The organism is Pedobacter sp. D749, from assembly GCF_019317285.1.
Taxonomy (GTDB): Bacteria; Bacteroidota; Bacteroidia; order Sphingobacteriales; family Sphingobacteriaceae; genus Pedobacter.
The window spans coordinates 982,304-995,744 of sequence record NZ_CP079218.1 but is presented as its reverse complement, the minus strand read 5'-3'; the positions used below and the strand labels follow the sequence as shown (position 1 = coordinate 995,744).

7 protein-coding genes and 1 tRNA gene are annotated in these 13,441 nt (G+C 35.6%); 4 read left to right on the top strand and 4 right to left on the bottom strand.

Going from position 1 to position 13,441, the window contains the following annotated elements; translation table 11 throughout:
- Positions 1 to 436: 436 nt before the first annotated feature.
- From KYH19_RS04150 to KYH19_RS04140, 3 genes are read left to right on the top strand one after another with little or no spacing between them, the layout of a single operon-like run.
- Complete coding sequence (locus KYH19_RS04150; RefSeq protein ID WP_219077665.1) at positions 437 to 3,631, top strand: NB-ARC domain-containing protein; 3,195 nt, start codon at positions 437 to 439, stop codon at positions 3,629 to 3,631.
- Position 3,632: 1 nt separating this feature from the next.
- Positions 3,633 to 4,862: a phosphomethylpyrimidine synthase ThiC gene (locus KYH19_RS04145; RefSeq protein ID WP_219077664.1), complete on the top strand. Its 1,230-nt coding sequence runs from the start codon at positions 3,633 to 3,635 to the stop codon at positions 4,860 to 4,862.
- Complete coding sequence (locus KYH19_RS04140) at positions 4,859 to 6,844, top strand: PEP/pyruvate-binding domain-containing protein (RefSeq protein WP_219077663.1); 1,986 nt, start codon at positions 4,859 to 4,861, stop codon at positions 6,842 to 6,844. The genes KYH19_RS04145 and KYH19_RS04140 overlap by 4 nt, the downstream gene beginning before the upstream one ends.
- 1,245 nt (positions 6,845 to 8,089) lie before the next feature.
- On the opposite strand, the gene KYH19_RS04135 is transcribed toward KYH19_RS04140, so the two are convergent.
- Both KYH19_RS04135 and KYH19_RS04130 read right to left on the bottom strand, forming a co-directional pair.
- Positions 8,090 to 10,396 carry a hypothetical protein gene (locus KYH19_RS04135; RefSeq protein ID WP_219077662.1) on the bottom strand — a complete coding sequence of 769 codons (2,307 nt, stop codon included), beginning with the start codon at positions 10,394 to 10,396 and terminating at the stop codon, positions 8,090 to 8,092.
- Between the two features lie 696 nt (positions 10,397 to 11,092).
- Positions 11,093 to 11,176: transfer RNA gene (locus KYH19_RS04130), tRNA-Leu, on the bottom strand.
- Positions 11,177 to 11,525: 349 nt separating this feature from the next.
- Between KYH19_RS04130 and KYH19_RS04125 the strand changes: the two genes are divergently transcribed.
- Positions 11,526 to 12,164: a DUF6266 family protein gene (locus KYH19_RS04125; RefSeq protein WP_219077661.1), complete on the top strand. Its 639-nt coding sequence runs from the start codon at positions 11,526 to 11,528 to the stop codon at positions 12,162 to 12,164.
- A 30-nt stretch (positions 12,165 to 12,194) separates the two neighbouring features.
- On the opposite strand, the gene KYH19_RS04120 is transcribed toward KYH19_RS04125, so the two are convergent.
- Both KYH19_RS04120 and KYH19_RS04115 read right to left on the bottom strand, forming a co-directional pair.
- Entirely contained in the window at positions 12,195 to 12,959 is a 765-nt protein-coding gene (locus KYH19_RS04120; protein ID WP_219077660.1) for an MBL fold metallo-hydrolase, read from the bottom strand.
- A 49-nt stretch (positions 12,960 to 13,008) separates the two neighbouring features.
- On the bottom strand, positions 13,009 to 13,281 hold the full coding sequence (locus KYH19_RS04115) for a hypothetical protein (RefSeq protein WP_219077659.1): 273 nt from the start codon (positions 13,279 to 13,281) through the stop codon (positions 13,009 to 13,011).
- Positions 13,282 to 13,441: the final 160 nt, after the last annotated feature.

The window sequence follows — 13,441 nt, the reverse complement described above, 5'->3', positions numbered from 1 at the left end:
GGCTCAAGTCTTAGTGGTTGGGAAGCTGTTGTGGCTGACTTGTGCTTTCAAAACTTAAAAAATTAATCATTTTTAATAAAGCGCAAATTAATAGGAAATAAAAAAACCCGGAGCCAGGATTAAAAAAACCTGAACTCCGGTGAAGTACCGATCAGCAGGAATAATTGAACATTTAAATCAATTTTTATTGCTTATGAGCCAATAATCGAGGATTTGGAGAGAAAAGGATTCATATAAAAAGAGTATAAAAATTTTTCAGATTTTCATCAAGGACACCTTGACCAGATTATATTAAAAAAAAAGTTGGCAAAAACCGATATTACTACTTTTGTATTCAGAGCTAAAAAACCAATTTTCTAAAAAAATTCATTTAATAATTTAGTTTATATTCTTGAATTATATATATATTGTTCATGAAATTAACAATCAAAAATTAATGTTAAACATTATTTCTCTCATTCCAAGATGGGGTTATACCGATGGTGGAGTAAACGCTTTTAATGTTGACTTTTGCTCGGCTATCGGCAAGTTCTCCAACAAAAAGCATTCCTACATTTTTTGTATCTCACTGCAAGATACAGATTTTTCAACTGCGGAAATTGCTGCAGCTAATAACGTTAAACTCATCACTCTTAACTCTAGAAAAAATTTTAACGAGATTTCTTTGCTAATAAATCGAAAAATAAAAGACCTAAAGTTATCAGGGCAATTAATTTTAGTTGGACATGATGTCTTTTCTGGCCAGATAGCAAACGATTTGTCTGCCGAGTTCCCTGGTAGCAAATCAGTTGTCTTTCACCATATGGATTACAGGTCTTACTATGCAATCAAGGGAAAGCCTGATCCTCAGATGTTGCGCGACAAAACAGATGAACAGGACAGCATTTTGGAAAGTGCCGATTTAGTTATAGGAGTTGGACCTAAATTAGAAAATTCGGCTAGGAACAAAACATCTAAAACTGTAAAAGGATTAATTCCTGGCATGCAGATAATAGAAAATTGGCCTAATGAATCTAATGTATTGCACTGTCTTGTATTTGGAAGATATGACCATAGAACAGACAATCTGAAACAAATGAAGCTTGCACTAAATGGCTTCGCAAAGTATATAATCCAGGATAATACCGAAGCGGGATATGATGCAAGTTTTGAGGTTGTAGGAATTGACGACTTAAATCAATTTGAAGAATTCAAAAAGCTTGGGTTGAAAAAAGACTCCCGGTATGTAAATGTAATCGCTACTCCTTATTCAACTGATAGAAACGCGTTATATTCTAAAATCAGTAAAGCCACAATGTGCCTGATGCTTTCTGTTCACGAGGGGTTTGGATTAGTAGGGTTTGAAAGTATTGCTGCTGGCACACCTCTGATTTTATCAAAAAACACAGGCTTATATCTTTTTCTTCAAGCTAAGATTGATGGTGATTTTAGAGAGTATGGAATAATCACGATTGATGTAAGAGGGAGCAATGGCAATTCGATAGATGATACGGATGTTCAAGAAACAAATCAAGCTATAAAAGAAATTTGGACAAATATAAAAGAATTCAGAATCGGCATTCGGAAACTTAAACAAAAACTCTTAGCTGATTTTCGTTGGGAAAATACAGCAAGTAACTTTTTCAAATTACTGGATGTTGAAATAATTCCTAAATTAAATCTCGCAGAAAAACCGCAAAAAGTAGTAACAGAAAATGAAACTACTCAAATCAGATATGAAAATGTTATAGCCACTTTGTTTGATGATTTGCTAGGTCGTGAAGCTGACATAGCGAAAATAGAGGAGACTTTTAATAATTTAAGTTCAAGCAATAAACTAGTGATATGGGGAATTGGAGGTGTAGGGAAAACAAGTATAGCGCTACAATGTGCAAGGCTTGTAAAAGCAGGTAATTCTTATAAAAGAAAGTTCAATTCCATCATATGGTTACCAATAAGAACTACAATTATCACTTTGGATTCTATCCAATCTGAATACAGTTATATTACAATCGATGATATATATGCGAAGATTGCTAGTGTTTTCAAAATTCAAGATCTAACCAAACAATCTTCATATGAGCAGGAGACGACAATTATCGAACGTTTAAAAACAGAAAAAACGCTCTTGATTTTTGACAACTTTGAAGTAGTAAAGGATCATAAGATATTAAACTTTATACATTCTTTAGCCCAAGAAACTTTTATAATTATTACTTCACGAGATAAAATAGATTCAATATCAAAACATATACCTCTTGAGAGTTTAGATGAATCAACGAGTGTTAAGCTTATAAACAAGTACGCCTCGCTTAGAAATATAATTATTACTCAAGAGCAAGTTCTTGATGTATATAAGATTACCGGGGGATTGCCGTTAGCGATTGAATGGTGTATGGTACATCTTTCTGACGTTGACAATCTTGACAAATCGATCAACTTACTACCAAAAGAAGTAAACGACCTGCTAAAATTCTGTTTTGAAGAAAATGTTAAAAAATTAAAAAATCAGGGCTTTTTTGACGTTCTTATTGCAGCCTCCTTATTTCCTGGGGGAGCTACTAGTGATCAATTGGAGTTTGTCAGTAATATGACCAGCGAAAATGTTTCTTTTGAAAGTGCTATTAGGCAAATCAAAAGAATGTCGTTAATCGATTACTCAAACAATCGATATGACATATTACCACTTACCAAAAGATTAATAATAACCGAACTCAGCAACTTTCAATCTTATTACGAGGCGTGTAAATTACGAGTTCATAACGTCGTTAATAAGTTTTTAGTCGATCACACTACCCTTCTATTGGAAAAGGGTTTAGAATTGAATATATGGGATAGCGACTCTGATAACATAATAGAAACTATAGATTCGTACTCCGAAAAAAATCAGCAAGAACAGCTAGTTGAAAGCGCAATCAACCTATATCCTTACATTTTTGTTTATGGTAGATGGAGCTGGTACCTCAATTTATGTCAAAACCGTATTGACCTGTTCAAGTCAAATGAAATTGATAGCCAAAAAATTTTATTGAGAGCTATATCTATTGCAGAACATGCCGGTAACATTGAATTAAGTGATTATTTATACAAAAAGCTAAATAAAGGGGCTTTAAATGATCTAAATTTTAGCTACGAAGAGATTAATCTTTTACATTTTGTTGAATCAATTAGGGCTGTAAATCGTGACACTGAAAATGCAATGGATGTACTTGATCGATCATTGAGATATGAAGTAGAAAATGAAAAACACTGGACTGCGGTTGGATTCATGGGATGGCAAGCGATTTTGGCTTGTAAAAGAAAAAATTATGTAAAATCTTTGGCCATTGCCGAAGCAGCCATCCAAATTTCTATTAAACATGACCTCTCAAGAAGTTTAACCTTTCTGTATCCAATTTATTTAAGATCCTTTAATCTACTCGACTTAGATCCCAAGGAGTTGAAGTATGAGATTAGTGTGATGGAAAAGCTAACTGAGGTATATTCCGAAATTCATAACAAGGGTCATTTTTTACATGAACTCGGAATTTTTTACAAAAAAACAGACGTATCCGCAGCTAAAGCATCATTTCAAAATGCAGAAAAACTTTACCATACAATCGGGCTTTCATCAGAAGCCAAAAAATCCAGAAACGAGTTTAAAAAATTATGACATGGAATATTCTTCACTAAGAACAATTCAACTCAAAAATAAGTTAAGGACCAAAGCGAGTGTTAACCTCGGTGGAGATCATCCTACAGCCCTGGGTGTCCTACTTGGCATAACTCAGGGCCAAACAAGCCTTGAAAAAGAAATTGAAAAAGCAACACTTTGTGAAAAGTATGGTGTTAGCACAATTACTGATTTATCTACTGACGGAACAAATGATTTCAGGCTTCACCTCATAAATAATGCGAGCCAAGCAATTGGAACCGTTCCCGTATACGAATTTTATTATTATTGGAATAAATCCGAACGAGAACAAAATAGTATAAGCGAACAATTAATCAAGATTTTTGAAAAACAAGCATTAGAGGGAGTAGACTTTTTTAGCATCCAAGCATCATTAAGCTCTGCTATTCTTAATAAGTTAAACGACTCCAATAGGGTAATTCCTATTACAAGTCGTGGCGGCGCAATGATGGCAGAATTGATGACTAGGTTTAATATAGAAAATCCACTGTTAAGTGCTTACGATACTATATTAGACATTTGCTCAAGCTATAACATTACTTTGAGCCTAGTAGGTAGTTTACGACCAGGAACTATCGCAGATTCATTTAATGAATTGCATCTTGAAGAGCTAAATTTTCAAATGGAGCTTGCTCAAAGAGCAGCAGCAAAAAATGTTCAGGTTATGATTGAACTGATCAATCATGTACCGCTCAACCAACTAGAAAAATATTGCAAGTTATCTCATGAGGTATTTGGCGGACTTCCTTACGGAGCATTGGGTCCTACACCGACTGACATTGCTGTTGACTACGATGATGTAGCTGGGGCAATAGCAGCAGCCCAAGTAGTCGGAATGGGGATTTCATGGATCAATTTAGTTACATCAGCCGAACATTCCTACTTCCCCGTAATTCAAGATTTAGAACGAGCACTAAAATATTACCAGATCGCGTTTCATGTCGGGAATATTTCACGTTATAATAATATCGAACAAGACTTCAAATTATCTAAAAATCGTAATCTTAACAACTGGCAACAAATCGCTAAATACAGTATTTTCCCAGAAGAATCTTCTGAAAAATTCAACAGATTAGGATATAAAATAGGTCAAGGGTGTAATTTATGCGACAAGCAATGTCCACTAGTAAGAACAAAAATTGTAGAAAAGCGAATTAACAAAATACTTGAAGTAAATCCTAATTGCAAATATGTTAAACATAATGTATGATAGACCAACTCATTATTTTCGAATCGGATTATTACCTTGCAGATAAAAACATCATTGGTGGTAAAGCAAAGGGTCTTGGAAGACTAAACCAATTTTATGAAAGGATACCTAAATCTTTTTGTCTTACAACAACTTTCTTAATCCAATTTATTGAGGATAATGGGATTGTTGTGCCTCTTGATTCAATGCTCAATTATGATGATCTTATCATGACTTGTTCACAGATACAACAGCAAATTTGTGCTGGTACTTTTTCTTCAAAACTCGAATTGATAATTTTTGAAAGTATAAAAGAACTTGCCGGCCATCTTGATCTTCAAACTTCGCAATTTATATTTCGATCGTCACATATCTCTGAAGATGAAGTAGACTCGGTTTCATCAGGCCAATATGAAAGCAAAAAAATTATCGGTATCAGTCAGACTTTAAATACAATAAAAGAAATCTGGGTATCTAATTATTCAGCCAACGCAATTGAATATCGAATTTCAAGAAAGTTACCGATAGTTGATTTAGGCATGGCAGTTATTTGTCAGGAATTTGTGCCAGGCGTTTTTGGTGGGATTGGCGCCACCTACAATCCAAGTACTTTCGATTCATCAGAGGTCATTATCGAATATTCGTATAATGATGCAGAAGGTTTACTATCAAAGTCTGATCTAACTAGTTCAGTTTTTCTCAATAAAAAAGATCCTTTTAAAGAATGTATTTTTTCTAAACACCATTTGATTTGGAAGTTGCTTTTTAAAGAACTTTTAAAAATAGAAGCGAAAGAAAATCATCCTATTTTCATCGAATGGACTGCTACTGAAACTGGTGAAATCTATTTTTTACAATTAAAAACAATGCAGTATATTAAAAACACTTGGGATAATTTTATAGATGTTCCTCATAACAAAAAATATAAAAGTTCTAAATTGGTTCCATTGAGGTGGCAATTTGAGTTAGGACTTCAGGCTGATTATTCTCCATTAATTATCAGTCCCCTCGCATATGAAAATTACATTTTAAATAATTGCAAAATAACCGATGAACTCTTAGCGCATTTGACAAGTACTTTTCTGTCTTTTTCAAATGCAGGTTCGATTTCAATTAGAAGTGTTTATTATTCATCAATAAATTCAAGCAATAATCATCCCCAATCAGGATTTATCAATAATCTAGAGGATTTTATAAGTGCAATTGAATCAGTGTGGAAATTCATATTTGAAAATAAACTAGATGATTATACCAGTCAACCTGCATTAATGGTTTCCAGTTGGCTTAACGTACATTCTACAGCGGTAGTGCATAGGCTAGGAATAAAATCGGACGAACTTAATATTGAAGCTATTTTCGGATATCCAGAGGGCTTAGAACAGAATGCGCATGATAAGTATGTGTATTCAATAGCTTCGAGCGAGGTAATTGGAATTCAAATAGCAGAGAAGGAGTTTTACATTGCTCACCCAAAATCAAACCCAACACCTCTACCGTTACAAAATTCTAATGAACAAGTGCTTTCAAACGACTTAATTCATCAAATTGGAAGTATTGGGACTAAATTATCACGAGACTTTGATAATTTTCGAGCAGAATTTCTAGTCACTGATGACTTCAAGATAATCGTTTGGCAAATGGACGAATATGTCAGATCATTTCCTTATTATAAAATCAGCCGGTTCGATAGCCTTTCTGGCGAGAACCTTAGCGGATCACTTAAGATCATACATTCTAAGAAAGACTTAATAGAACTTCAGAATATAGATGTAAAAGACAAAATTTTGCTTTTAGATTTCAGAACCGAAAATCTCCGGGATCACCTTTGGTTAATGAAAAGCATCAGACGACTTGAAATGTTAGGCAACCCTTTCCTTTATTTTGGAAGCATGATGTCACATTTTAGTATGTCTGCATTAGAAGCTGACTTACCTATTCACCCAATAAACGATATTCCAGAGTGGGTTTCTGAAAATGAAAAAGTAACTATTGTAAGAGTTTAAATCATTAAATTAAACCTTTATCGGAAGTAAAGAACTAATCTTCAATTTTGTTAAGGGTAAATTCCTATTTCATCGGTTATTAAAAGTATTAATAAAATCAATGTAGATTAAATCCATAACTCAAATCATAGCCGAAATTGTAAAAAGTGGGAACAAAACTGGAAAAAATGTTCTAAGCTAATCTGCTCATGGTATCAGAGCTCAATTTATTTTGATAAAAAACACGATAATCTTAATGAATTGGTAGTCAAAATGATGCAAAACCGGTAAAATATATCTCCAAAATCTGCGATTTTGAAGTGTTTGAAAATCAAAAAATTGCGAAATCAGAATTTTATAAATCGCGTCAAAAATACTTAAAACAGGAGTAATTTAAAAACACAAAAATCTAAAAATCAGATTTTTGAGTTTTAAAAAGTGTTCCGATCAGCAGGAATAATTGAATATTTAAATCAATTTTTATTGCTTATGAGCCAATAATTGAGGATTTGGAAAGAAAAAAAATTCATTTAATCAGGTATCAAAAATCAAGGTGATTTTATATTAGATCACCTTGACCAGATTATAATAGAACAAAAAATTTGGCAAATGTGAAAGTTAATTATTGAGGCTGGAATCAGATGCAGTATTGGTGGTTAACTTTAACTGTTTTGTATTAAATTATTTATTGTGGTTAGTGGAGATTATCGGAATGGATATTTCATCAATTCCGATCTAAACGCTGCTTTTGATGCTCCAAAAGCGGTTTTTTATTTGTCATTTTGGGTGATTTGGCAGAGTTTTTTTTCAATAACTTAAAATAAATATAGACAAAAACATCATTATAACCGATTTAAAGGCATATTTTAAATCTATAACGTGAAGATTACGTTATAGTCCACAAAAAAAATTTACGGAAAAAATTCTTTTTTTTAGCAAAAAACGTACATTTTCACTTCCTTATTGCAATTTCTAAAGCAGAGTTTCTTGCCAAGTTTGCAAGTCTACTGGCTGAGTTTTGGCTGAGTTAGAATTAAGAATTAATAGATGTATTGATTAAAATAATTTAGATACTTTTATCTTTTAACAAAAAATCCTACCGCTTGGGCACATTAGCTATTTAACGGAATTCTTATCTAACGAATGTATAAACGAAACTCTTCAATTTCTTTTTCTACAGTAATTAATGAGGTGTAGAACTCGCTTTCTTTTTCTTTGAATTTTTAAATTCTTCAGTTCTTTGAGGGTAAAATTTTCCCTGTATCATTAGTGCCCAATCTTGATTTCGATTCCGAGCCCTAACATCCAAGCCATGTTCTGCCCTTTATCAAGAGGTTTGAAAACAATCGCAGAACCAAAATATATTGGAATCCTAGTATTGATAGAATCTAAGTTTGCGATCGAAAATTCTCCCATTACCAGCATATTGAAACTACCATTACCAATAATGTCATAATTACCTTCTTGGTTTATTTGCTCTGACCTGTTCTTGGAGTCCGAAAAGTTCATGCCCATCAAGTATGTTGTCAGTGCAAAGTTTGAGTTCTCGTAATTCCGATCCTTGAACCTGTACTTAAAGCCAAGCCCAGCATTGATTACCAGCGACTGCACTTCGAACATTTTTTCGCCATCATATTTTACATCGACAACTGCCCCACTTGCATCTTTGGTAATGGTCTTTCTAGCCACTTTTCTTCCGGTAATCATATAAGGAGGAATGGATGCAGTAATCCCAAATCTGTCCCAGAACCCAACCTCTCGATAGTACTTGTAGGTAATAGGCAAAGAGGAATTTATCGGACCATAAGCTTCAGAAGAATGTTTAACGGTCACAAATATCTTCTCGTTTATGCCAAGTTTCTCTTTGATCTCAAGTGCATTCCTCAGGTCGTAAACCACTTCATTCTCTGCGATGCTGATACTTTTAGTCGCACCTTCGGTCCATTGTATCTTCGATTCACTACCATTGGACTTATAGTAGACAGCTTGGACATCAAGAAACTGTGGCCCTTTTTCTTGGAGCTGCCCTGAAGGCTTGATATTGAGCAGCAAGGGACTTTCTGGTCTAATCACCCTTATCCTTCTTAGCTTGTCATAACGCTGGCTTTCACGAAGATCCTCATCGGGAACAAAGTGCGCATTTGCGAGCTCGACCATTTCTATTTGTTTTGGATCGATTAATTTTGGATAGGAAATTTTGATATAATTATCGCTGTCGTACATTCTTGGCATCAACGGGTCGTTTCCTGTGCGGACCAACCTAACTTGAAAATCCCCTATCGGTATAAGATTGGGATCTTTGCTATCGAAAGCAAGGGTCACACCTAAACCGTCGCGTTGATAACCTGGATCCCTTGCTAGGGTGAAACTTCTAGAATTTCCTGGATCCTTACCAACGAGTTCTATCTTGACGTCTGTCATCTGTTCGAGTTTGGCCCCCTTGATATTAATGGTATATTTGTTGCCAAACTTTCTTACCAACTCCAGTGAAGTACTGTTCAATACGCATACTCTGTCTATCTTTGGTTCAGGCAAAATGTTCAATTCAGCTGAAAGTGTATTTCCACCTCCAGTTGGAGGATTTGCCGTCAACTCATAACTCCCTGCCGAGAGAATATTTGGAAGTTCAAGTTCGATATCCTTACCCGCAATGTATCTTGCCTTAGCATTAGTAGTACCTTTTACCTTCACGGCGATGCCAGTTACCTGTGGATTGGTACCAACTAGGGAGAAAGTATAATCGGTACCAACTTGCCCTTGTTCCTTTAGGTCTACCCTTATCAATGGCTTTAGGCTCTGATCGAAAAAATCATCAACATACAGCTTTTTAGGATTAAGGGTAAAGGTTCCGCCCAAGTACCTCCTGTCCAAGCGCAGATAAGGATCGTTCATTGCCACTGTTGGAGTTTCAACTAACGTACCCTGTGCGATATAAAACAGTTTCACCTGCATGGACTTCACTCCGAGCAGGTGAGCTTTGAGTATAATCAAGTTCTCGGAAGGGTTTACCCGGAAATCGCTATTAGTATAATCTATAGAGTTCGAATTAGCTCCTACCAGCCTTACTGATTCATCGGTAAAAGTAATTCGCTCAATAGCTGCATAATTATCGACCTTTAGAATCAAGTCCTGAGCTTCAAGTACATCGGTAAAGACAACTTTGTCACCAGGAGTTTGTACCAGTCCAGGAAACATTTCCTTCATTACAGGAGCCGTAGAAAAGATATTCAGTTTAACGACCACCTCTGCCTGCTCGTCTCTAAGCAACAGTTTTTTTTCTTTACCTGCAAGCCCCAGCTCTTTTGGACAGTCAAAGCTTAGCTTGAAGCTTTCATTTGGCACCACTTCGGTAATAGTATAAGCCGCTATGACGAACTTGTCAAGCCTCAATTCAAATTTTTTTGACCTTAGCATCTCTAAAACCTTGAGGTCGCCAGAAGGTAGTTTGAGAACAATTTCTGTCTTATCACCCATAGGAATTTCACCTACTGATGGTAATGCGGTCACCATTTGCTGCGCTTTTATGCTGATTGATATGGCGACGCAGCATAGAATTACGAGAAATTTTTTCATTTTTTTGAGCGTTATAGTTTCTTGCAAGGAACAATCTGTATCAATTTTATAATCAGATTATTAGCACTTTACCACTCTAAGATATAATTAAATCCATTTAAATACAACTATATAAAAAACATCAATACTTCGTCAACCTACCCAATTCAAAGCGCTTCAAAACCTTGTGAGCCATGTACACAATAATTTGCATTTGCTCAGCTATATCAATTACAACACCTCGCTAACGAGATTCGTCTTGACAGATCCCTTCAAATCGGGATGATAGCTAGCGGTCGGTTAACTTTGAAAAATTACCCAGCTTGTCTTCTATTAGCGCCTTAATTACCAGTCAGAACACATAGATTAAAAAAGTAAAGAAATGTAAAGTGATCCGAAACTTTAGTAAAGCATTTCTCTCAATATTACTAAAATACGTGACTGACTTCTGACTTAGTATCAGATAGTGAATTTCACAAGTTTTTGATTTATAAAAATTTAAGAAAAAAATGTTTAAAATGCAATATTCTCCACAATATACCTTTCGGTCAAAAGAGTTCAAATATAATCTGCTAATCCCCCTTAATCGTAAAAACCTTTAGCAGGAATATTTTAAACATAGCTGAAATAGCTTTATACGCCGATTTAATACTAAAAACCGGTATTTTGAATTGTTCAAAGTACCGGTTTTATACTAAGTATGAATACTTAGAACTGTACCCAAGAGGAGATTCGAACTCCCACACCCATACAGGCGCCAGCCCCTCAAGCTGGTGCGTCTACCAATTTCGCCACCTGGGTTTGAAGAATTGCAAATATATAAATTAACCATAGTGCACTGCAACATTCACAAAATATTTTTTGAACTAAAATTCCGGAAAGCAGTTCTTAAGATTGTAAACCAGACAGTAACACCAAAATCAAATCTAAATAAATAGCAAACACCACTTTGTATTGTTAAGCTTATTCCTATAAGACAGGCATAAAAGCCTTACGGTTACGATGGACTTTCGACGCACTTAAGACGGGGTTTCGTCGGACTTCTGACAATTATACCCGAATAAATACCGACTTAAGTCAGAAGCAAATACAACTTATTTGTTTATCAATCAACAATTTACTATATTGTATTACCTAAACTAATGCAATCATGGGAAAAATAGAAAACGGAATTAACGGCGGCTTCACCGGAACGGTGGGCACCGTGACAGGTTATTACCTGAACGGAAAATGGGTCATCAGGAGCAAACGCAGAAAATCCATAAAAAACAAAACCGGTAGTGCTGATCAAAAGGCCTGCAGATCCCGTTTTACCATAATGCAGACCTTCTTAAGTCCGATTGTTGCTTTTATCCGGATTGGTTTTAACCTCGAGTCGAAAAAACGCATGATGACCGCCCATAATGTTGCCAAATCCTATAATATGCTGAATGCCCAAAATGCCGCCGGCGAAATCGACTATACCGCTGTGCGTTTAAGCTTTGGAAACCTCAGCGGTGCGGAGGATGTTAAGCTGGAACACGATGATGCGGGTGTACATTTCAGCTGGACGGATAATGCTAACGGCGATTACACCAGGCAACATGACCAGGTGATGTTAATGGTTTATGATGTGGACAATAAAACGGCCATCTATGAAACAAGTGGTGCTAAGCGGTTAAAAGAAAGGGAAAGCCTGGAAATTCCGTCCTTTTATAAAGGAAAGACATTTCATACCTGGATGGCTTTCATTGCAGACGACAGAATGGGGATATCTGCGAGTACCTATTGCGGCAGTTTCGTTTTTTAATCACGAATGAAGCTTTTACGTTAAATAACGTTAACACTCGAAACTAAACCCATCGTAAGCCAGCCTGATGTTCGCTGGCAAGTCTTTTTCAACATCGGCATGTTTACCCAAAGTATGGCTAATGTGTGTAAAATAGGTGGTTTCAGCCCCTACCCTTTTGGCAAAGGCAATGGCCTCGCCCAGGGTAAAATGCGAAATATGTGGTTCTTTCTGCAAAGCATTAAGCACCAATATTTTTGTTCCCTTTATTTTTTCAAAACTTTGCTCTGATATCGTTTTGGCATCGGTAATGTAGGTAAAGTCGCCAATCCGGTAGCCGGTAATCGGCAATAAATGGTGCATTACCTCAAATGGAATGATGGTAGTTTCGCCAATTTTAAAATCTTCGCCATTGGTTACGGTATGCAAATTAATCTGCGGTAAACCATGGTATTTGGTTTCGGCAAAAATATAATAAAACTCTCTTTTTAATGCTGTTTGTACCCTTTCGGTAGCATAAACATCAATTACCTTATGGAGCAGGTAATTAAACGGCCTGATATCATCTAAACCTGCAATATGGTCTTTGTGTTCGTGTGTAAACAGTACGGCATCCAGGTCTTTTACCTTTTCGCGCAAAAGCTGGTAACGGAAATCAGGTCCGCTATCTACCACAATGGTTTTATCATCTGTTTCTATTAAAACAGATGTTCTTAAACGGTTGTCTCTATGATCTGAAGACCTGCAAACTTCGCAATTACAAGCAATTACCGGAACGCCTTGTGATGTGCCGGTACCTAAAAAAGTAACTTTCATCTGCTTAAACTTTCCTTTCTAAATACGTAATCCTTGCTTTGTATTTCCATTAAAACAATTCGGTTTGTTGTAAAGATTGATAAAATTGTCTTTGTTTTTCGTCTAACAGGTTTTCGTCGGCATTGGTCTGTTTTACCAATGTAACTAATGCGGCAATTTTTCCTTCCAGATTTGAAAACTTATTTACTACAACAACCTTATTGTGTTCGAGCAGACAAGAACCCGTTTTAAAGTTCCCTTTCTCATAACGTACCTTATAACCCATAGCAAAAAGCAGGGCTTCTAATTTCTCTAAAGTATGGTTTGTTAGTGGCAATGACATTGGAAACAAACTTAGATAAATCTGCGCAGCATTCATAAATACCGCAGTAAAAAAATGTTGTGTTATAGTTTTCACCGCCCGAGATGCAACAAAGATCTTAGCTAATCAATAAAGCTTAATCGAATGCAAGGTGTATAAACTTTAAATGACCTCAAGTGGC